Here is a 22,568-nt window from a genome sequence, read left to right as displayed (position 1 = left end):
GATAATTACATATAGTTTTCGATACTTGGGCAAGAGCACATTAGGTTCTTATCACCATACGCATCATCGACGCGCGCGACACTTGGCCAGAACTTGTTTGCACGGATGTACGGCAGTGGGAATGCAGCAGTCTCACGGCTGTAAGGATGCGTCCACTCTTCGCCAGTAATCATAGCTGCGGTATGCGGTGCATTGACTAATGGGTTGTCTTCTAGCGTCCAGTTATCTTCACCAGCTTTGGCTTTCATGGCTTCAGCTTTGATAGATTTTAGCGCACTGATAAAGCGATCCAACTCTTCTTTTGACTCAGACTCTGTTGGCTCAATCATTAACGTGCCAGCGACTGGGAAGCTCATCGTTGGCGAATGGAAACCATAATCCATCAAGCGCTTAGCGATATCGCTTTCCGTGATGCCAGTCTCTTCTTTTAACGGACGAATATCGATGATACATTCGTGAGCCACACGGCCGTTTTTGCCAGCATATAGGACAGGGTAGTGACCTTTTAATTCAGCTGCCACATAGTTGGCATTTAGTAATGCCAGTTCCGTCGCTTTTAGCAGACCATCACGGCCCATCATAGCAATATACATCCACGAAATAGGCAAGATGCTCGCTGAACCGTAAGGTGCTGCTGACACTGCTGAGCAGTCCTTTTGTGCATTATGTACAGGGCTCAAGGTATGGTTGGCCATAAATGTTGCCAAATGCGCTTTCATACCGATAGGGCCCATGCCTGGACCACCGCCGCCATGCGGGATACAGAAGGTTTTGTGCAGGTTCATGTGTAGTACATCAGCACCAACGTCTGCAGGCTGCATCATGCCTACCTGAGCATTCATGTTCGCGCCGTCCATATAGACCTGACCGCCATGCTTGTGGGTCAAGTCACAGATATGACGGATGCCTTCTTCGAATACACCGTGCGTCGATGGATAAGTGATCATTAGCGCACCTAGGCGATCGCTGTATTCTTCACATTTAGCCGTTAGATCATCGATATCAACGTTGCCGTTTTCATCAGTTTTGACCACGACCACTTGCATACCCATCATCATAGCGGTAGCAGGGTTGGTACCGTGCGCCGACATAGGAATTAGGCAAACATCGCGATTGGTTTCGCCCAATGACTCATGATAACGGCGAATCGCTAACAGACCAGCATATTCACCAGAGGCGCCAGAGTTTGGCTGCATAGAGACATCATCAAAACCAGTGATGGCTTTTAGTTGATCTTGCAAGCTATCGATCATCGCGATATAGCCAGTAACTTGGTCACGCGGTGCAAAAGGATGCACGTTGGCAAACTCAGGCCAAGTAATCGGTAGCATCTCACTGGTGGCGTTTAGCTTCATGGTACAGCTACCCAGTGAAATCATGCTGCGGTTCATCGCCAAATCTTTGTCTTCAAGCGACTTTAGGTAGCGTAGCATTTCATGCTCGGTATGATGCGAGTTGAATACTGGATGAGTCAAGATATCATCCGTACGCAGGTGTGCGCTATCTAGAGAGACGCGAGCTGTTTCAGGTAGATCATGTGACTTGTTGACGAATAGCTGAGTCAAGGTGTTGAAATCTTGCTGATCGCTGGTTTCACTAAAGGCAACGCTTAATTTGGTGTCGCTTAGACGCCATAAGTTGTAGCCAACGTTGTCTGCATTTTTAAAGATTTGAGTAGCGAGCTTCTCTGAACCGCAATCAACCACGACTGTATCGAAGAATTGATCATGTACCACGCTCAAGCTGCTGTCGTTAGATTCTGTGATAGCATCAGCAAACGCAGTGGCAAACGCATGAATACGAGTGGCAATACGCTTCACGCCGCCTGGACCATGATAGACCGCGTACATACCAGCGAGGTTAGCTAGCAATACTTGTGAGGTACAGATGTTTGAGTTGGCTTTTTCGCGGCGGATATGCTGCTCACGCGTTTGTAGAGCCATACGTAATGCAGTATTGCCTTGTGCGTCTTTTGAGACACCAATGATACGACCAGGCGCTGAACGCTTGGCTTTATCAGAGAACGCAAAATAAGCGGCATGTGGACCACCAAAGCCCATTGGAATACCGAAACGCTGAGTACTACCTAGCGCCACGTCAGCACCCATATCGGCTGGTGATTTTAATAACACCAAGCTCATGATGTCACTGACGACGCTGACGTAAGTTTTGTTTTCTTTTACTGCACTGATGACGTCTGTTAAGTCTTTAACGTCGCCTTCAGCACCAACATACTGGAATAGCGCACCGAAATAGTCGCCAGATTTAGCCGTTTCAAAATCCCCAACGACGACTTCCCAACCAAAGTATTTAGCACGAGTATTAATCACATCTAGCGTCTGTGGATAGACACGCTCATCGACGAAATACTGTGTTGATTTGCTTTTGCTTACGCGCTTTGACATCGCCATCGCTTCTGCCGCTGCGGTCGCTTCATCAAGCAATGACGCACCAGCCAGCTCAAGACCAGTTAAATCGATACATACTTGCTGGAAGTTCAGCAATGCTTCTAGACGACCTTGAGCGATTTCCGCTTGGTAAGGCGTATAAGCGGTATACCAGCCTGGATTTTCAAGAACGTTGCGCTGAATGACAGCCGGCATACGAACTGGAGAGTAGCCTTGACCGATATAGCTTTTGTTAACAGTAATGTCGTCTGCCATCGTGCGTAGTTTGGCAAGTGCAGCATGCTCACTCATCGCCACTGGCAAATCCAACTCTTTGTGCAAACGTACTGGCTCAGGCACAGTGTCATTGATAAAGCTTTGCATATCTTTATAACCAACAGCGCTGAGTAGGTCAGCTTGCTTGGTCTCATTCGAACCTAAGTGGCGATAGACAAATTCAGCTTCGTTGAACAATCCTTGAAAGGTATCAAACGATGGGTTTTGAGAGATAGTCATGACAATCCTTGGTTAAGGGAGTAATAAAGAAAATAGCTATAGCCCATCCTCTATGAATTAGATACGGTGTCAGTCTCGTTTAGTCTACTACTTGTAGTACTTTCACTCGGCTTCCTTGTATCTAAATCATATTGAACTGACTATAAAATCATAGTTTGAGTTGTGAGTTATACGTAATGCACAAACTGTTTTTGATCGAAACGGAACTGAGTGTTGTAAACGCCATTGTCAGCACGTTCACCTGCGCCAATCATCATAATGATATGCTGATCGTCACCCAAGCCTAGTAGGCGCTTCATAGCAGGCTCATCAAAGCCGCCCATAGCACAGCTATCAAACCCATGAGCGCGTAATGCTAGCATGAGGTTTTCGGCGGCAAGTGCGGTGTTATTGGTTGCCCAATTTTTGGTGTCTTCAAACGTATAGTAAGGCGATTTAATTGGGCCTTTTACGCGTCTGACCACTTGCGTTGCGCCCCATTTCGCAGCCGAAACCACGTTGGCTGGGCCGCGCAAGAAGTCCATGGTGACGACTTTGTTGTAGTAGTCTTTCACTTTCTTTGGCACTGGCTGATCAGGGTATTCGCGCAATACTTGCTTAGCGTGATCGTGCCAAACATCAGTACGAGCAACGATGGCAATCAAACGGGCTGATGTTTTTGCGGCGTTTTGATTCATGCAGTTTTTGACGGCGCGTTTGCGATTGTCAGAATCATCGATAACATAAAATTCCCACGGCTGTAGGTTGCTAGAGTTTGGCGCTAGCATAGCCAAACGCAGACAGTCTGCCAATACGTCATCAGGGATAGGTGTGTCAGTAAAACGGCGCACGGAACGGCGTGACTCTACGATATCGCGAAAGGCTTGTAGCTGCGGCGTATGATCTGGCGTGGCAATGGGGTCTTTATTATCGGTGTTGGCATTCATATTAGGATCCATGCTGAGAATTGGGTTATCAGTTTGCGTCATTATTGATAGCACGTATTCATTGGGATTCGAATAGGTGATCAATACGAGTCAATGAGATAACGCTTGGTAGCAATAACATCGGACGATAATGATTGTTGGAGATCTACATATAAAGCTGCTTTCAAATAACAAGCATGGTCAATAAGCCAATACTTTTCATTAGAAAGGTTGTTCAAACAGTTTAAATAGAGAGTATAGATACCAGCTGTTGCCAGTATCTATGATGTTTAGTCGGGGCTAGTGCTTTGTATAAGCTAATGTCTTACAAATGCTAATGTCTTGTGAGAGCATGCTTAGCTTACGTGCTTAGCTTATAAGTCGCTTTCGTACTCGTCAGCAGTCATTAGTGCTTCGTAGTCAGCGATATTGTCAGGCTTCATTCTGAAGAACCAACCTTCGCCGTATGGGTCAGAGTTGATGATTTCAGGATCATCTTCTAGTGCTTCGTTGATGGCGATAACTTCACCTGAAATAGGGGCATAAACGTCAGACGCCGCTTTTACTGATTCAACAACTGAGATTTCGTCATCGACAGCGATGATATCGCCCACATCTGGTAGCTCAACGAATACCACATCACCCAATAGATCTTGAGCATGGTCAGTGATACCAACAGTGATCGTACCGTCGTCTTCTAGGCGTAGCCACTCGTGACTCGCAATATATTTTAGCTCTGCTGGGATGTTGCTCATGGTCTCTCTCCTAAGTGATAGAGGTTAATTAACAAAAATAATGGAGGCTAGGCGTGTCGTCATTTTTATAATCGTATGTAAAATGACAACGCGCTCTAATGATAGAATTTATAAGACCTAAGAGTCAAACTGTTGCTTGCCGTTACGGACAAAAGGTAGCTTCAATACGCGTACATCAACGAACTTACCTTTGCCGCGTAGATCGACTTGTACACTGTCATCTTCTGATAAGCTGGCAGGCACACGAGCAATCGCGATTGAATTTTTTAGGCTAGGGGAGAATGTGCCGCTGGTGATAATGCCAGTTTGCTCGTTATCAGTGCCTTGATTGATAGTCACTGTCATGCCTTCACGCAATACGCCACGCGTGGTCAATAGCAGACCCACTTGCTTCATAGCGGTGTTGTCTTCTTTTGACTGCTTACGTTTGCTGACCAACGCTTCACGGCCGACAAAGGCACGATCGTCTTTGAGCGCTAGCGTCCAGCCCATGTTGCACTCGTAAGGACTGATGGTTTCGTCCATATCATGGCCATACAGGTTCATGCCTGCTTCCATACGTAAGGTATCGCGCGCGCCAAGACCGGCAGGTTTGATACCATTTGCTTTTAGTTGTTCAAAGAAAGCAGGCGCATCATCGGCATGCATAATGACTTCGACGCCATCTTCACCAGTATAGCCAGTACGAGCCACAAACCAATCAGTGCCTTCGATATCGGTCAAATCAGCACCAACGAAAGGTTTTAGCCCTGCTAAGGTATCTGCCCAACTTGGTTTGGCTTGAGCCAGTTTTGCAATAGCATTTGGACCTTGCACGGCGAGCATAGCAAGCTCAGGACGCTCGGTAATCTCAATATCAAAACCTTCGGCGACTTTACTAAACTGTGCTAAATCCTTGTCACGAGTGGCTGCGTTAGAGACGATACGGTACTCAGTTTCTTCTGCATTCATCAGGTAGACGATCAAATCATCGATGACGCCGCCTTGCTCATTGAGCATACCAGAGTACAGCGCTTTACCAGCGGTAGTGAGTTTGTTGACATCGTTTGCGAGCAGCTTTTGTAGCCATGCTTTAGTATCAGCGCCTTTGATATCAGTCACAACCATATGTGAGACATCAAACATACCTGCATCTGTACGCACCGCTTCGTGCTCTTCGATTTGTGAACCGTAATGAATTGGCAATTCCCAACCAGAAAAATCGACCAGTTTGCCCTCACTATCAATATGAGACTGGTAAAAAGGGGTGCGCTGAGGAGCTTGGTTGCTGCTAGAGTCTTGAGAATGGGTATCAGTCATAACAAATCCTTATGTGTACATCAGTCGTACTCGGCAGAGTAAGGAGTGATGCGCAACGTAAAAGTAGCGAGAAGCAATATTGCAAGGCGCAAATATCACATCAAAGGGTGACACAGAAAGCAAAGATGAAGACGTAAGCCAAACAGACGCTATACGTCAGTTTAAGCTAAAGCCCTATCTGTCCTGTGACCTGAGATTTTCAACACGAACCATCATTTTTGGGCAGTTGTATGAGCCCTATCATCGATGATAGCGTATTTTCTCCCCTTCGGTGGGTAAGACGTCGTCCGTGCTTACCACTCTCCAGATTTGTTATGCCTTAGGTTTGATAAGGTAGTGCGCTATGAGCGTCATATTACTAAACACTATCAAACAACAGTGACATGCGTTTTTCAGTCCTTTTACCTGAGCGATTGGCAGGGTGGATGCGCCTTCGGTGGTTATCTAGCAATTGCGATAGTTGTATAACCAATAGGGTTCAATACAAAAACGATGCTGATAAACTCTCTCCTGAAAAACGCTTTTATTATGAAAGGTTCAAAGCGCTTTTACAAGTCATCAAAGCCATTAAAATAAATAAATTTGGCAAAAATGATGTTTTAATAGGGCAGTCTGTTAAATAGGTTATGTTTTACAACGATATTTTTATCGCTCATATCAGCGTTTTATCTGTGTGTTTTGACAAAAATTACGTTAGCAAAACGCAAAGCGACTACTGGTATTTGCCTGAAATATGCTAACCTACGCCCATAGTTTCTGATAGGTGGTTTTTATGCATTGCGATATTTATAAATTTCCCAAACATGACGACATGTATATCTACATTGCGCGTCCTGATTATCCTGATGATACTGATGAAATCAAAGACTGGCTTGGTGTATTACCAAAAGATTTCCGTGCAGGTTTAGGCCGTAGTAAGTTCGTCATGCATTTGGACTTATCAACTAAAGATAAGCTCGCTCGTGTCGATAAAGAAGAAGTACTGGCAAAACTGCAGTCTCAAGGCTACTTTGTGCAGTTGCCGCCGCAAGACGTGATGCGTCGCCAAGCAGAACTGCGTGCTCGTGAATCGCAGGACAGCATCTATAATTAATGGATTTGTCAGCAAGTAAGTGTGGTAGGACATGTCAGTACGCTACCTTGAGAATAGCGTCGATAAAAACCTACGACACACTTGCTCACATGCATTTGAGTAGAGAGTCGTGATAAACTGACACCCTACGCAATGTACATATAAGCCTACATAATGCATAAGTTCATTATGTAGTTGGCCTCATTCTGGTTCTACAGAACGCACATATACCGCTAGACACAGATTGTGTCACCGGCGATAAACGCAGGTAAATAAACACGCATGGACTGGTTAAAAAATATCTTACATAGCTTACCGCTAGAGTCTATCAGTGACATTCTCGGTGAGATTGCCATTTGGTGGGGCCAAATGGTAAAGGATGTCCCGCCCGCTGATTTGCCTATGTATGCTTATCTGGGCGGTGCTGTTTTGGTACTAGTGCTATGGATACTCGTTGCTCGTGTACTGCCAAAACCATTGGGCGGTATGAGCTGGATGGTTCTGTTTGCAGTATTATTAGCACCAGGTACAGCGCTTGGCGATCCGAGCGAGCTTGCACCAGCCAGTATTAGCGTCGTCTATGCCGTAATGATGAAAGATTACGCAGGCGCAGTTGCCAATATGTTGCCGATATTGGTGATACTGGTCGCAGGGCTGTTTGTTGGTTTTGTATGGCAGCTGATACGCAGCGCATTTGCATCAAGCTTGGACAAAGCCCGTAGCCGCAGCGCAGAAGATACACAGGCAACGTTGCAAATGACCACAGGCAGTTATTTGCCAGAAGGCGCTACCGTAACCGAACAGCCTGATACTAACGTAAGCTTAAAAAAAGACAATGCATTGGCTAAAAAAACAGATAGCGATACGTCTGATAAGTGATAAAAATAAGCTAGGCGTTGAGACAAGATTACTGTCTTAAAAATTATTTGATACCCGAATAAAAAGACACCGCTGCGTGTCTTTTTTTGTGCTCGACTGTTTATTAGGCATATAAATAATTGCTCACTATGAACTGCACATAACAATTGTTAATAAATGCGAACGCATGAGTATTTTGGCAATGCATCAGGCTGTGCTAATCTAATTTATTCTTTACTAATTTATCCTTTATTAATCATTTATGTTTTAGAGCTATCCATTATATTTTAGAGCTATCCATTTATAACAACAATCGAGATCTGATTATGACCACAGCTGACAATACTAAGAAAAACTTTACTGGTACCAGTAGTTATATTGCTACCGATGATTTGCAACTGGCCGTAAATGCCGCCATGACCTTACAAAAGCCATTGCTGATTAAAGGTGAGCCTGGCACAGGTAAGACGTTGCTCGCCGAAGAAGTTGCTGAGAGTTTGGGCATGCCATTGATTACTTGGCACGTCAAATCGACGACTAAGGCTGAGCAAGGACTATACGAGTATGATGCAGTATCACGCCTGCGCGATTCGCAGTTGGGTGATGATAAGGTCTATGACATTGCCAACTATATCAAGCCGGGCAAGCTGTGGGATGCTTTTACCAGTACAGAGCGTAGCGTACTACTGATTGATGAGATTGATAAAGCCGATATCGAGTTCCCAAATGACTTGCTACATGAGCTTGATAAGATGTCTTTTTATGTTTATGAGACGGGCGAAACTATTACTGCGGCGCAGCGTCCCGTGGTTATTATTACTTCAAACAATGAAAAAGAGCTACCAGATGCGTTTTTGCGTCGTTGTTTCTTCCATTACATTGACTTCCCAGAAGAAGAAACCATGCGCCAAATCATCGAAGTGCATTTTCCAGATATTCAAGAAAAACTGGTCAATGATGCATTGGATATCTTTTATAAGCTGCGTGGTATTCAAGGTCTTAAAAAGCCGCCATCAACGTCTGAGTTGGTCGACTGGTTAACCTTGTTACTTGCTGATGATATGGCTCAGGACGAGCTAGAAGAAAATCTGCGCGGCGAGAAATCTATTCCACCTCTATACGGTGCGTTGCTCAAAAACGAGGCAGATGTGAGTTTATTACAGCGTTTTGCCAATATGATGCGTCGTTAATGTTTGCCGCTTGCGTTGGCTTTAATATCTTGTGTCCGATATCGGATGTCTATTATGAAGGTCAATGCAAACGCTCAACCTGTACCTGTACCAATTAATGATATCAGCAATATCACCAGATAATAATATCAGCCAATAAGTGATACGACTCTTATGTTTATCAAACTATTCTATACCTTGCGTACTTACGGCGTGCCAGTCAGTACGCGCGAGCTGCTCGATCTCAATGCCGCGCTAGATAAAGGACTGATGATGCAGTCGCATCCTGAAGATCCAGCACTGACTACTTTTGCCAGCCGCGAAGATATGTATCGGCTGATTCGACTGTGCATGGTCAAAGATGAGCGCCATTTTGATAAGTTCGATCGGGCCATGGCGGATTATTTTGAAGGTGTCGATAGTCTCGATATGGATGAGCTGTTGGCCAAGTTAACGGACGTGCCCAAAGAGTGGCTGGATCTGAAGCTCGATCCCAAAAATCTAACCGAAGAGCAAAGACGATTACTGAAAAAGTACGGCTCGCTTGAAGAGCTGATGAAGGCGTTAGAGGAACGGTTAAAAGAGCAAAAAGAGCGTCATCAAGGTGGTAGTAAATGGGTAGGCACGGGCGGCACTTCGCCATTTGGTGCCTATGGCGACCATCCAGAAGGCGTACGTGTCGGCGGTGAGTCTCGCAAACGTAGCGCAGCAAAAGTCTGGGAGCAGCGTAAATATCGCAATCTTGATGATGACAATCAGTTGGGTACACGCCAAATTCAGATGGCGCTGCGTAATCTGCGTCAGTTTGCGCGGACAGGTAGTGCTGATGAGCTCGATATTCATGAGACGATTAAGCGTACGGCAAAAAAGGGTGTGCTCGATATTCATATGCAGGCGGAGCGCCGTAACCGTGTCAAAGTGCTGATGCTGTTTGATGTGGGCGGCAGTATGGATATCCATATCGAAGCGCTTGAGAAACTATTCTCTGCGGCAAAAAATGAATTCAAAACCTTAGAGTTCTTTTATTTCCATAACTGCCTGTATGACTATGTGTGGAAGGACAACAATCGTCGCCATAGTGCACCGATGCCAACGTTTGAGCTACTCAATAAATATGGCCGTGAGTATCGTGTTATCTTCGTCGGTGATGCATCGATGTCGCCTTATGAGCTGATGACAGTAGGCGGCAGCGTAGAGTATATGAATAATGAAGCGGGCATTGTATGGCTGAAGCGTGTACTTGAGCATTTTGATAAAGTAACTTGGCTCAATCCTGAAAACCCGTCGTATTGGCAATATACACAGACCATCGTTGAAATTAAAAAGCTATTTGAAAATAAAATGTACCCGATGACGCTACATGGTGTTGAAGAAATGACTCAATATATGGCGCGGTAATTTTAATATTTAACCTAACTCCTAAAACCTGTTAACACAGCTTAAATCCTTATAAAAACAGCCGTTATGACAACATAGCGGCTGTTTTTTTATCGATGCAAATAGGTTCTATAGTCATCCTATATTGGTATGTCTAGTAAAGTGTGTTAACATTCATTTAAAATGAATGTTATAGATATTCCGAATTGATCTACTAAAAATTTTGATGACCACTGCAAAAAGGTCTGCTTATTATTGCCAGTTTAGACGGATTATTTTTAACATCTTAATTTATCAATGTAGTTAATGACTAAGAGAAACAACATGGCCTCACCAAAAACGTTAGAAATTGTCACCGCAACTGTTCCTGTACTCGAAGAGCATGGCGTTGCGATTACCACTGTGTTTTATAAAAATATGTTTAATGAGCATCCTGAGCTGTTAGATATTTTTAATGAAACCAATCAAAAATTGGGAAGACAGCAGACGGCACTAGCAATGACAGTATTGGCTGCTGCCAAGCACTTGGACAAGTTGGCTACGCTATTGCCACAAGTGACCCAGATTAGCCATAAGCATAGAGCGTTACAGATATTGCCTAAGCATTATCCTATCGTCGGCAAGCATCTAATTGGGGCGATAAAAGAAGTATTGGGTGAGGCGGCTACTGATGACATTATTGACGCTTGGACAGAAGCTTATGATGAGATCGCCTCGGTATTTATTCAGATTGAGCATGGCATGTATGAAGCAGCAATGTGGCAGGGGTTTGCGCATTTTAAGGTAACTAAAAAAGAAGCAGTTGCTACAGATATCGCAGCCTTTACCGTGGTACCAGTTAATCAGAGTGAGAACAATACGGGTGATGATTTAGCAAACGCTCAAGATATTGATTTGAGCAAGTTGACCTTGACCGCTGGTCAATATATCACGGTGAAAACAGACCCAAAAGACAGTGACCATATAGCCTTACGTCATTATTCTTTATACTCTGCTAGTACCGATACAGGCATTCAGTTTGCGGTTCGACGTGATAACCGTAATGAGCATCATGGGTTGGTTTCTAACTATATGCATGACCAACTAGGAGTAGGTGATACGGTTTTATTATCGGCTCCAGCTGGTGACTTTGCGCTCAATCAAGATTTGGTACAGCAAAATGATATTCCGTTAGTATTGATGAGTGCAGGAGTCGGGGTGACGCCTGTACTGTCTATGCTAGAGGCGCAAGTATTAGCCAATCCGAAACGACCTATTGTTTGGGTTTATGCATGTCAAAATATCGCTCATCATGCTTTTTCTGATCAAGTTAGTAAGTTACTCGAACAGGCTGAGAGTGTAGAAAAGCATATATTTTACTTTGAGTCTGGGCAGTTATTGGATGCCGCGTGGCTTGCTACCTTGCCTAAGCCTGCTGATATCTATGTATGCGGCTCGATGCCATTTATGGAGAGCATGATTGATGGGTTAGTAGCATTAGATCATGGTGTCGATAGCGTCCACTACGAACTATTTGGCCCTAAGATGAGCTTGGGTGGCTAGTTTTTAGCTTGGTTTCGTTAATAGTTAGCTAGCTGTTACTGCTAGCCGAATATTGCCAGCAATAAAAAAGCACTTAGCATGAAATAATCACGCTAAGTGCTTTTTTAATCTTAGTTGAAAAAAAGAGTATCAGGGTACATTACTCTTTATTTTCAACCAATCCAATCATCACGCCCATCTCCTTTTTGTCTTGCTTATCGATACTAGGCGCATACAAAGCTGAGGCAATACCACCGTCTAAAAACAGCGCATTTGAACAACCCAGCTCATCCTTAAATAACTCTGCAAACTGATAAAAGGTCACAGGCTCATCGCTATTAACGAGCTGTATACTGCCATCACGGCAAACACCTGCACCATTGCGAAGTTTGATTGAGCTGCTATCAGGATTGAACTGTGGGTGTATCTCGTTATTGATGACCAACATAGGACCCGATTGCGTCGCATACCAAGGCTGCACATCACCATTGTTTAGCTGCTCATTTAACGCATTACTTTCGGTGATTTGCACGTTGCCAGCTTTGTCCCACCACATAACTCCATTAGGTAATAGATGAAAATTACCGCCACCTTCTTTTGTATTTAGCGATTTGAGTTCTTTGCCTTCGATGACGGTATATCCAATCGGCGCATAGTTTTCGTTATACATGCCTGCATTCATCGCAAAGTTGAGACTCTCATGGTTCGGTAATGTGGCCAATAACGTATCAAAGGTTAGCAGAGGCTTATTGTTATCAGAGGATTGCCAAAACAGTTGTAATGAATACCGCTCGCTCGCTAACGCGGTAGCATCCACTCGGCAAACGCTATAAGTAAAAGGTGTGTCTTCAGTCTGGCACGACCAACTATCGGTATCGCTACTAGCCGCATTGGTATTTGTCTGCTGGCAGGCGCTCAGGCCTAGCGCGAGCACTATCGTTGATAGGGACAAGGTAAAAATAGAACTTGGCATCAATCACGCGTCTTTTAATGTATAAATTATTTAAGTTTGGTCGCTATCTAATGCTTAATTACACCTTCATTACTACTGTTTAAGTACAACGATTTAGGCGCTGATTCAGTCGCTAGCAGGCGGGAAGTCGCGGATTGTATTATTCACATTACCAATTAATCGTCCACCATCGGTAAGATTGGTCAAGTGCTCAGAATTATATCCAGCGCTGTGTTCTGTTGGCGCGCCAGTTTCTTTGCCCTTATCGCGTGAGTCCTTATTATAAGCAATGAGCGCATCGTTGTTGGCTAAGAAGCTATCAGGGTTTGCCATGACCCACATCTGGTTAAACACATCGGCACGGGCGCTATGATCGAGCAATGCGCCTTTATCGGCAAAATAGAAAAACTTGGATAACAGCTTAATCTGCCCATCGTCTAAGCGGCGTGCGATATGATACGGCTGTAATTGGCTAGGATGCTGTAAACCGACCGCACCTACGATACTGGCAAGCGATTTTAGCGTGTTTTTGTGGAAACTTGCAACACGCTCAGCCTTACTAGGGACGTCGAGCGCCTTTTGACGATATGGATCTTGGGTTGCCACACCTGTCGGGCAAGTGTTGGTATGACAAGAGCGCGACTGAATGCAGCCGACTGCAAACATAAAGCCACGTGCTGAGTTGCACCAATCGGCACCTAGCGCAATCATGCGAGCGATATCAAAGCCTGAGACTATCTTGCCACTGACGCCAAGCTTAATTTTGTCACGAATACCTGCACCAACTAAGGTATTATGTACTAGCAAAAACCCTTCGACCATTGGCATGCCGACATTGTCCATAAACTCGACGGGCGCTGCACCTGTGCCGCCTTCTGCACCATCGATAACGATAAAATCAGGATAGTTATCCGTCTCTATCATCGCTTTAACAATCGCCATAAACTGCCATGGCTGACCAATACATAGCTTAAAGCCAACTGGCTTGCCGCCTGATAAATCACGTAGCTGCTGCCAAAAGGCAACCAGCTCGCGTGGTGTGCTAAATGCGGTATGCGAAGAGGGCGAGATACAGTCTTGACCCGTAGGTACTTGGCGTGTGTCTGCAATCTCTTGCGTGATTTTGCTAGAGGGCAGGACGCCACCTTTACCAGGCTTGGCACCCTGTGAAAGCTTGATTTCAATCATTTTAACTTGCGGATCGATGGCCTTTTCAGCAAAAGACTGTGGATCAAAGTTACCATCATTATCACGGCAACCAAAATAACCCGTACCCAATTCCCAAATTAAGTCACCACCGAACTTGCGATGATAAGGGCTGATCGCGCCTTCGCCCGTATCATGGGTAAAACCGCCGAGTTTTGCGCCTTGATTGAGTGCCATGATGGCGTTGGCTGACAGGCTGCCAAAACTCATCGCAGAGATATTGAATACCGACATATCATGTGGCTGCTGACAACGCTCACCGCCGACCATGATTCGAAAGTCTTTGTTCTCTAGTGGTGCGCTGATGGTAGATTGCAAAAACCACTCTTTACCATGAGTATATAGATTGTCCAACGTACCAAAGGCATTGGTATCACTGACGTTCTTAGCACGCTGATAGACTAGTGCGCGCTGCTGGCGTGAAAACGGCACTTGTTCTTTATCGTCCTCAAGCAAGTACTGGCGAATCTCAGGGCGAAAATCCTCTAATACATAGCGAATATGTCCAGCGACAGGGTAGTTGCTCAATATCGCGTGCTTGGACTGAATCAAGTCATAGATACCAAGTGCCACAGCCAAACCACCGATAACAATCAGCCACCAACTTACCAACAATAAACCCGCTAACAGAATTAAAATCGCCGCGCCAAACGTGCTATAGCGAAGTAATAATCCGATAAAGTACGGCGAACTGGTTTTTGGTTCAGGGTTAAGATTGGTACGAGATTCAGGCATAACGAGGCTCAATAGTAATGATTGATATAGATAAGATGCTTACATTTGTCGCGTACATCATACACGCATGAGGTCGTTACGTCGGTATCAATGGGTAACAGCTTGCCAAAATAATTTTTGCGAAGAGCGGCATTAGTTCGATTACGGAAATAAGTAATGACAGTATATGCAATAAAGTGATTAAAAATAGCCCATATGTTACTTTAAACAGCGAAACCGTTGAGCAGGGTAGCCATAATATTTTAAGAAAATATCTCAATGAAGACATGCTGACAACTATTGATCCGTTTGATGCAGTGCAATTGGCATATGTGATTGAGGTTTGTATTAGTCATAAAAACCAAGCGGCGGCTGGGCGCTATCTGTACGCCAACTCCAGAACTCAGCTGAAAAGCAATAACGACAGCGACCGACTGCGTAAGTATCTGCTAAAGTTTGGGCTGAGGTTTGATGGGTTAAAACGATAATATTAAAAAGGATAAGACATGAACAATACAGGATTTGTCGCGGGAACGCTCGTTCATACGGATAAAGGATTGGTACACATTGAGCAGCTAAAAGTTGGCGATATGGTGTTATCCCGTAATGAACATAACCCCGACAGCGAGCTTGCTGATACAAAAGTATTGAATACTTTTGTATCAGCACAAAAGCAGAAAATAGTCAGGGTAGCTTACAACACTATAAAAGATGAAGTGATGGATGCTAGAGTTAGCTCTGCTGTAGAGAATGATGGATTTGATAACAATGATGAGTTAACTGGAGTGTTCTATATCTACTGTACGGAAAACCATACTTTTTGGACAAAAGAGGAAGGGTGGTTGAGTGCGGTAGATTTAGCCCAGGATGACAAAGACTATAGAGATAAGGATTATACGTTGGTTACTTATAATAATCGTCCTATATTCCAAACCAGCTTCTATACATTTTCAACGCCCTTGATAAGAACCAGTATTAAGGATATTGCCATACAGCGAGACCATTTATCAGATGAGCCGGGCGATATTTACAATATTATTGACTTTAGTTATGGTAAACCAGTCATTTTAAAAAATGTCGATGTCTACAAGTCAGCGCAATATGACTGGTGGGATGAAAGACAAGACCATATCGATTTATCAGAAAGCCCAGATCATCGATTTGTGAAAGAAATTCAGACTGACGATGATTTTAGAATGGTACAAAATGCTTATTTACACGACGAAGGGCTACTAGACAAAGATGGTTGGACTGGTGCTTATGAGAAATTGACTGATGAAGAGCGTAAGTATCATTCTGCCAAATCTAGTGAAGAGCAGTACTATCTAGCAATAGTCTATAATATTGAAGTCGAAGATCATCACACTTACTTTGTTGGCGAGCATGGTGTTTGGGTACATGACGCCAGTTCAAACAACTAACCACATCAATAATAAAAAATAAAAGGAAAATTAATGAATAACACAGGATTTGTGGCAGGGACTTTGATTCTTACAGACAAAGGTTTAGTGCCAATTCAAGATATCAAAGTGGGCGACTTAGTTTTATCAAAGCCTGTACTCTCCAAGCCTGAAGATGGTAGTGGTAACATAGAGTATAAGCCTGTGACCAAGACCTTTGTGCATGAAGACAAAGAGATGTGGATCGTGCGCCTAGAAAAAAATATTGAGAAGTTTAATAAAGATCGCGAGATGGTTGATTATCAAACATACAAGTCAGCTAGCCGCTTTAGTAGTTTTCTAGCGACGCCCAATCACCCTGTTTGGGTCGTTGGTGCCATGGAAAACCCACAGGAAGATATTGAGTTCTATGACCAGCCTTACTTTAAACGTGTGGATGAACTACAGCAGTATGAAATTGCTGTGAATACCGATGGCGTAATGTATACCGTTGAGCGTGTGCAACCTACCTATCAAGTCGCTAATGATAATTTAGAATTCAATCCAAATTATTACTGGTATCAAAAACATTATCATGAAGACTACTACGATGATTATGTACAAGATGCCGAAGCGCATATGCTCGACTACAGCGAAGTAGAATATAAGGGTATGGGATATGTTGATGACATTAGCTTTTATCAGGAGAAAGGCTATTTGGGCCAACATATTGAAGATAATGGAGGCACCATGCGGATGTTCAATCAATTGACCAACGCGCAAGGTGAACACATTTTATATCAGGCAACCGTCTATAACTTTGAGGTGGCAGACAATCATGCCTACTTCATTGGTCGAGCAGGACTATGGGTGCATGACGCCAGTTTGAACAATCAGCCAAATCGATAATAAAAAATAAAAGGAAAATTAATGAATAACAAAGGATTTGTCGCGGGAACGCTCATTCATACGGATAGAGGGTTAGTACCGATTCAAGATATTAAAGTAGGTGACTTAATTTTATCAAAGCCTGTACTCTCCAAGCCTGAAGATGGTAGCGGTGACATAGAATATAAGCCTGTCATAAGTACGTTTACATCCCCGAAAAAGGAAAGAATCTTTAAAGTTGAATACTTTAATGAGACGGTAGCCAAACAAGGTGAAAAAGGTAGAAACTATATCTTATGTACCAGCAACCACCCATTTTGGGTAACTCGCCAGCCTGAAGATTTAGAGGGTGAATGGTTATCGGCGGAGCGTTTACTAGCTGGATATCTAACGTCTGCTCATGGTGATACGATTGCCTTAGACGATTATTCATTTATCCCTGTACGCACCTTACCGAACTTCCCTGAAGGTACAGCGTATACTCAGAGTATTGAGGAACATGACTTATGGGAAACGGACGGTCTGGTTCAATTTGTGAAATTTACGGATAATGGCTATCAGTATGTCAGTTTAGCGGATACAGAAGAAGCGTTCAAAGAAGAAATCAAAACTGTCAATCTGCAAACTTCTGATGCCAAGTTGCTCATCAATGAAAAGGCACCCTTTATTATAGACTCTGATCTTTATAAAACATTGAATGTCCGCTTAGTTCAAGATATGACTCCGTCCGCTCATTCTTTAGAGCGTTATATTGAGTTTGTAAACGCTCCGTTAATGTATGAAGGTAGGATAGTAAGAGAAAATAAGATTACCAATAAAAAGTCTCATGAAATAGCGCTATATACTATTGATAAATATGGTGATGCAACAGGATTATCAGAAGATAGTATTCACGAGCAGATGCGGCGCTATAACGATGTCTGCCCCAATCCTTATGAAGACCATGTCTATAACATAGAAGTGGCGGACCATCATACTTATTTTGTCGGGCATGATGTGGTGTGGGTGTTGGACGCTAAAGAGCCAGCCAATTAACCAGCTCTTTAGTTTATATCAATAGAAAAGTGTTATGACTGGCTATAAGGCTTATATCTTAGTCATATTACTATTCTAAACCCCACCGCCAATCCGCTCAGCCAACGCCTGCAATTTTGGCACTATCATCGCCGCATAGTCATCCGCTTCCCAGTTAGCACTTGGCACACTGGCATTAAGCGAATACGCGTATTGTCCTGTTGCGACATCATATACACCAACCGCGACTGCCAATATGTCGGTAGAAAATTCCCCATCAGACACGGTATAGCCATACTTTTCATAATGCTCTGCCGCGCTGGCTAGGGCGGTTTGCGCATCGTTATATTCTTCAACAGATAAATTCTCTTGGAGATTATTAATGATGACAGCCTGTCTCGCTTGCGAGCTTACCGTATAAAAAGCACGTCCAATGGCAGTGCGTGCGACAGGTACAGCGGAGCCAACCTGTAAGTTGACCGATAGACGAGCAGGACTACGGCAACAGGCATGATAGCGCATTTCTCCTTCGACTTCGGTTGCCAAATTCACCGATACTTCGTTTTCACTAGCGAACTGCCGTAATAATGGTTCGGCTGCTGCCACCATATCGTGACGACTCCATGCGGTCGCACTGAGACGTACCGCACTACTACCCAATTGATACTGTCCGTACTCGGTGACACGTAAAAAACCAAGCGTGGTTAAAGTATGAATCAAGCGAGTAATGGTTGCCTTTGGCAGATCTGTCATCTGACACAATTGCTGATGGGTGAGCCTATCATCATGTTCAAATGCTGCGAGTAAAGACAGCCCGCGACCCAGTGCTGTAACAAACTGCCGATCATTATCTTCCTTGCTTTGCTCAAGCGTGGTCGTCATTCGTTCCAATAGCGGAGTAGCTGTTGATAAGGGTTTCGTCATTTTATACTCATCTTTTTTTGATAAAGGTTTACAGCGCAGCGAAAGTTTGGTTAAATGGTTTTAAATTATGAAACTAAGTTTTGCACAGCGGAATAATGAAGTCAATGACTTGTTAGACCAAATGATGTATCAATCACTATTCGTCAGTCAGGATGACTGATACCAAGGAGATCCACATGGCAACATCTACTAGCCCACGCTTTGATTGGGAAGATCCTTTTTTACTACGTGACCAGCTCACTGAAGAAGAGCGCATGGTCACCGACAGCGCGCGTCAGTTTTTTCAAAAAGAGCTGATGCCTGGCATTATCGAGGCCAATCGCAACGAGAATTTTGATCGTAATATCATGCGTCAAATGGGTGAAATGGGTCTGCTTGGTGTCACGATTGAGGGCTATGGTTGTGCAGGTCTATCAAGTGTCGCCTATGGTCTGATTGCCAAGGAAGTGGAAGCCGTTGATTCGGGCTACCGTTCAGCGATGAGCGTGCAGTCAAGCTTGGTTATGCATCCTATTTGGGCATACGGTACTGAAGAGCAAAGAGAAAAGTATTTGCCAAAGCTTGCTACAGGTGAGTATGTAGGCTGCTTTGGTTTGACTGAGCCTGATTCAGGATCTGATCCTTCATCGATGTCGACTCGTGCGCGCGCTGTGGATGGCGGTTACGAGTTGACTGGCAATAAAATGTGGATCACCAACAGTCCTATCGCAGACGTATTTGTCGTCTGGGCAAAAGACGATGCCGGTGAGATTCGCGGTTTTGTTTTAGACAAAGGCATGAAAGGATTATCAGCACCGAAAATTGAAGGCAAATTCTCACTACGTGCGTCAGTTACGGGTGAGATAGTCATGGACAAAGTATTCGTCCCTGAAGCCAATGCTTTCCCAGATATCCGTGGTCTAAAAGGGCCATTTGGCTGCTTGAATAAGGCCCGTTATGGTATCGCTTGGGGTTCGATGGGTGCGGCTGAATTCTGCTGGAAAGCGGCTCGTCAGTACACGCTCGATCGTAAGCAGTTTGGTCGTCCGCTAGCCGCAACGCAGTTGGTACAGTTGAAGCTGGCCAATATGCAAACAGAAATTACCTTAGGTTTGCAAGCCGCGCTACGTGTCGGTCGTTTGATGGACGAAGACAATGCAGCACCTGAAATGATTTCACTCATCAAGCGTAATAACTGTGGCAAGGCGCTTGATATCGCTCGTATCGCTCGTGATATGCATGGCGGCAACGGTATCTCTGATGAGTTCCATATCATCCGTCACGTGATGAACTTGGAAGCCGTCAACACTTACGAGGGTACACATGATATTCATGCGCTTATCCTAGGACGTGCACAGACAGGCATTCAAGCGTTCTTCTAAGCGTTTTTAGCTAATAGTTTTTGGTACAAATGTATTTTATGACGTACGTTACTGCTTGGCTTTTTATCAAAAGAGCATTAACAGTAGCGTACGTTTTTCAGTTGTTCTTCATGATTTAACTGCTTAGCAATTACATCCTGAAGAACAATTTTCTAATCAGAAAATCGAAAAATACGCCACAGAGTAAGGGAATCTCATGACAGATATGATTGATATGGCTAACATGCCAAAGGGCGCATTGCATGGTATCAAGGTGCTCGATTTATCGAGAGTGCTGGCGGGTCCTTCTTGTACGCAAGTACTTGCTGATCTTGGTTCCGAAGTTATCAAAGTTGAGCGTCCACATATCGGTGATGAAACGCGTCATTGGGCACCGCCAACATTCAGCGATGACACCTCCGCTTATTATGCTACGATTAACCGCAATAAAAAATCACTGACTGTAGATATCACTACGCCGACAGGGCAAACCATTATTAAGCAGCTAATCGCTGACAGTGATATCTTGGTTGAGAACTTCAAAGTCGGTGGTCTGAAAAAATACGGCTTGGATTATGACAGCTTAAAACAAGACAATCCGCGGCTGATTTATGCGTCATTGACAGGCTTTGGGCAGACAGGTCCCGATGCCGCGCGCCCTGGCTATGATTATATTATCCAAGGATTATCAGGGCTGATGAGTATCACGGGTCCAAGCGATGGCGAGCCGCACAAAGTTGGCGTGGCAGTCGTCGATTTGTTTGCAGGTTTGCAGCTAACGATTGGTATTCAGGCGGCACTATTGGCGCGTCATCGTACTGGACTTGGACAACACGTCGATGTGGCGTTGCTTGATAGTGCGCTCGCCATGCTGGCCAATGTCGGTATGAATCATTTAGCTTCAGATAAGATACCACCAAGACTGGGCAATCAGCATCCTAATATCGTACCGTATCAAGTATTTGCTGGCGAGGGCGAGCAGCACTTTATTTTAGCTTGCGGCAATGACAGTCAGTTTGCCAAACTGTGTGACGTACTTGCGGTTGATTGGTATACCGATGAGCGCTTTGCGACCAATCCACAACGCGTTGCCAATCGCGAACTACTGTGCGGTGAGCTGACTAAGCAATTTGCCAAGCAGCCACGTACCTATTGGCTAGAGGTTTTAGACCAAGCAGGTATTCCATGCGGTGCGATTCATAATGTGGCTGAAGCCTTGGCTATGCCACAAGCGCAAGCAAGGGAGATGATCGTTAATTTTGCGGCACAAGGCAGTCCAGTACGCGCTCTTGGCAACCCTATTAAATTGTCCGCATCACCTGTCAGCTATCGTACGCCGCCACCGCAGTTGAGCGAGCATACTGATAGTACGCTTGCTAATTTGGGTTATGACAGTGAGATGATCGCTAAGCTAAAAGCTGATGGGATTGTTTAACAGAATTTTTTGAATTATATTTTTTAGACCTGCACTGGTATTTAATCCTAGCGCTGCCTTTCAGCGTTAGGATTAAAGCCTAAATGCTGCTCAATTTGCTCGGCCAATTCAATCAATACCGCACTGACCTCAGCCCGTTTAGACTCATACTCTCCTTGCAAAAAACTCACTGCCATACCAGCGACCGCATTGCCTGACGCATTACGGATATAAGTGCCCAAGCAGTACATCCCATCTCGTAGTTGACCATCATCGAGCGATACTCGACTCTCCTGTATCGCCGAAAGCTCGGTTGCCAAATCGGTAAAATTCTTGACCCCATGCTGGGTCATCGGCGTTGGAAACGTGTCTTTGTATAATGATTTGATACTGTCTATCGACAACGTGGATAGCATGGCTTTGCCTGTCGCCGAAAATACGGCAGGTACACGCACGCCTGCACGAAAAGTAAAGCCAAGCGGCGCAGGCGACTCATGACAAGCCAAAAATACCACTTCGCCCAAATCAAGCTTTGACAAGGTAACTGTGTGCTGAAGAAGTACCGGATATTGCACAATCAAATCTTTAAACAACTGTACAACGCCCTGCTGCTGCTCGTATTTTCCTGCCCAATACATCAAATACGAACCCAAATAGAAACGGCTTTCAGGGTCTTTGTAAATGACATGTTTGGACAATAGACTCTGCAAAATATTGTGAGTGGAGCTACGCGGTAGCCCAAGCTCTTTTGCGATATGAGCCGCTGTTAGAGGCTGTGAGCTATCGGTAATCAAGTCCAAAATCTGAAACGTTTTGTCTAGCGCAGGCACGGCAGTCGAGCTCATAAGTAACCTATAAAAGTGAATAAAAATGAAATA

General features: G+C 44.4%; 19 protein-coding genes and 2 riboswitches. Of the genes, 11 read left to right on the top strand and 8 right to left on the bottom strand.

All coding sequences use genetic code 11. The annotated features are described in order from the left end of the window. Positions 1–5: 5 nt before the first annotated feature. The 4 genes from gcvP to gcvT form a co-directional block, all read right to left on the bottom strand. Positions 6–2,903 (bottom strand): aminomethyl-transferring glycine dehydrogenase, encoded by a 2,898-nt coding sequence (gene gcvP / locus ACHEVO_RS02130; protein WP_394123735.1) that lies wholly within the window; start codon positions 2,901–2,903, stop codon positions 6–8. A gap of 167 nt (positions 2,904–3,070) precedes the next feature. Then, positions 3,071–3,829 carry a nitroreductase family protein gene (locus tag ACHEVO_RS02125; RefSeq protein WP_394123734.1) on the bottom strand — a complete coding sequence of 253 codons (759 nt, stop codon included), beginning with the start codon at positions 3,827–3,829 and terminating at the stop codon, positions 3,071–3,073. 353 nt (positions 3,830–4,182) lie between these two features. Further along, positions 4,183–4,563 (bottom strand): glycine cleavage system protein GcvH, encoded by a 381-nt coding sequence (gene gcvH / locus ACHEVO_RS02120; protein WP_057760766.1) that lies wholly within the window; start codon positions 4,561–4,563, stop codon positions 4,183–4,185. A 117-nt stretch (positions 4,564–4,680) separates the two neighbouring features. Next, complete coding sequence (gene gcvT / locus ACHEVO_RS02115) at positions 4,681–5,862, bottom strand: glycine cleavage system aminomethyltransferase GcvT (protein WP_394123733.1); 1,182 nt, start codon at positions 5,860–5,862, stop codon at positions 4,681–4,683. A gap of 168 nt (positions 5,863–6,030) precedes the next feature. Further along, a riboswitch (glycine riboswitch) is annotated at positions 6,031–6,179 on the bottom strand. A 66-nt stretch (positions 6,180–6,245) separates the two neighbouring features. After that, positions 6,246–6,385, bottom strand: a riboswitch (glycine riboswitch). 249 nt (positions 6,386–6,634) lie between these two features. On the opposite strand from gcvT, the gene ACHEVO_RS02110 reads away from it, so the two are divergent. The 5 genes from ACHEVO_RS02110 to ACHEVO_RS02090 all read left to right on the top strand — a co-directional run bounded on the left by ACHEVO_RS02110 (position 6,635) and on the right by ACHEVO_RS02090 (position 11,880). Continuing rightward, a complete protein-coding gene (locus ACHEVO_RS02110) occupies positions 6,635–6,955 on the top strand; it encodes a YcgL domain-containing protein (RefSeq protein ID WP_057760762.1) in 321 nt (106 codons plus the stop codon). Positions 6,956–7,216: 261 nt separating this feature from the next. Beyond that, positions 7,217–7,813 carry a hypothetical protein gene (locus ACHEVO_RS02105; protein ID WP_296211666.1) on the top strand — a complete coding sequence of 199 codons (597 nt, stop codon included), beginning with the start codon at positions 7,217–7,219 and terminating at the stop codon, positions 7,811–7,813. A gap of 305 nt (positions 7,814–8,118) precedes the next feature. Then, the gene (locus tag ACHEVO_RS02100) at positions 8,119–8,982 is read left to right on the top strand and encodes an AAA family ATPase (RefSeq protein WP_101205695.1); all 864 of its coding nucleotides are present in this window, start codon (positions 8,119–8,121) and stop codon (positions 8,980–8,982) included. A 153-nt stretch (positions 8,983–9,135) separates the two neighbouring features. Further along, entirely contained in the window at positions 9,136–10,359 is a 1,224-nt protein-coding gene (locus ACHEVO_RS02095) for a vWA domain-containing protein (protein ID WP_057760756.1), read from the top strand. A 303-nt stretch (positions 10,360–10,662) separates the two neighbouring features. Beyond that, a complete protein-coding gene (locus tag ACHEVO_RS02090; protein WP_394123732.1) occupies positions 10,663–11,880 on the top strand; it encodes a globin domain-containing protein in 1,218 nt (405 codons plus the stop codon). A gap of 139 nt (positions 11,881–12,019) precedes the next feature. Here the strand turns inward: ACHEVO_RS02090 and ACHEVO_RS02085 are convergent, their stop codons facing one another. Continuing rightward, complete coding sequence (locus ACHEVO_RS02085; protein ID WP_394123731.1) at positions 12,020–12,832, bottom strand: phosphodiester glycosidase family protein; 813 nt, start codon at positions 12,830–12,832, stop codon at positions 12,020–12,022. A 105-nt stretch (positions 12,833–12,937) separates the two neighbouring features. Beyond that, positions 12,938–14,752 (bottom strand): FMN-binding glutamate synthase family protein, encoded by a 1,815-nt coding sequence (locus ACHEVO_RS02080; protein ID WP_394123730.1) that lies wholly within the window; start codon positions 14,750–14,752, stop codon positions 12,938–12,940. A 176-nt stretch (positions 14,753–14,928) separates the two neighbouring features. Here ACHEVO_RS02080 and ACHEVO_RS02075 point away from each other — a divergent pair, with 176 nt between their 5' ends. From ACHEVO_RS02075 to ACHEVO_RS02060, 4 genes are read left to right on the top strand one after another with little or no spacing between them, the layout of a single operon-like run. Next, entirely contained in the window at positions 14,929–15,219 is a 291-nt protein-coding gene (locus ACHEVO_RS02075; protein WP_394123729.1) for a hypothetical protein, read from the top strand. Between the two features lie 18 nt (positions 15,220–15,237). Further along, positions 15,238–16,152 (top strand): hypothetical protein, encoded by a 915-nt coding sequence (locus ACHEVO_RS02070; protein WP_394123728.1) that lies wholly within the window; start codon positions 15,238–15,240, stop codon positions 16,150–16,152. A 33-nt stretch (positions 16,153–16,185) separates the two neighbouring features. Then, positions 16,186–17,019: a hypothetical protein gene (locus ACHEVO_RS02065; protein WP_394123727.1), complete on the top strand. Its 834-nt coding sequence runs from the start codon at positions 16,186–16,188 to the stop codon at positions 17,017–17,019. 21 nt (positions 17,020–17,040) lie between these two features. Beyond that, on the top strand, positions 17,041–18,033 hold the full coding sequence (locus ACHEVO_RS02060) for a hypothetical protein (protein WP_394123726.1): 993 nt from the start codon (positions 17,041–17,043) through the stop codon (positions 18,031–18,033). 75 nt (positions 18,034–18,108) lie between these two features. On the opposite strand, the gene ACHEVO_RS02055 is transcribed toward ACHEVO_RS02060, so the two are convergent. Beyond that, a complete protein-coding gene (locus tag ACHEVO_RS02055; RefSeq protein ID WP_394123725.1) occupies positions 18,109–18,936 on the bottom strand; it encodes an IclR family transcriptional regulator in 828 nt (275 codons plus the stop codon). A gap of 176 nt (positions 18,937–19,112) precedes the next feature. Here ACHEVO_RS02055 and ACHEVO_RS02050 point away from each other — a divergent pair, with 176 nt between their 5' ends. After that, positions 19,113–20,297, top strand: coding sequence for an acyl-CoA dehydrogenase (locus ACHEVO_RS02050; protein ID WP_102091151.1), 1,185 nt, complete (start codon positions 19,113–19,115; stop codon positions 20,295–20,297). Between the two features lie 205 nt (positions 20,298–20,502). Then, the gene (locus ACHEVO_RS02045) at positions 20,503–21,711 is read left to right on the top strand and encodes a CaiB/BaiF CoA transferase family protein (protein WP_394123916.1); all 1,209 of its coding nucleotides are present in this window, start codon (positions 20,503–20,505) and stop codon (positions 21,709–21,711) included. 47 nt (positions 21,712–21,758) lie between these two features. On the opposite strand, the gene ACHEVO_RS02040 is transcribed toward ACHEVO_RS02045, so the two are convergent. Next, positions 21,759–22,535, bottom strand: coding sequence for an IclR family transcriptional regulator (locus ACHEVO_RS02040; protein ID WP_394123724.1), 777 nt, complete (start codon positions 22,533–22,535; stop codon positions 21,759–21,761). Positions 22,536–22,568: the final 33 nt, after the last annotated feature.

Source organism: Psychrobacter nivimaris (assembly GCF_043419765.1).
Lineage (GTDB): Bacteria > Pseudomonadota > Gammaproteobacteria > Pseudomonadales > Moraxellaceae > Psychrobacter.
Note: the sequence above shows the minus strand (reverse complement) of the source record. Positions and strands in the feature narration are given on the sequence as shown.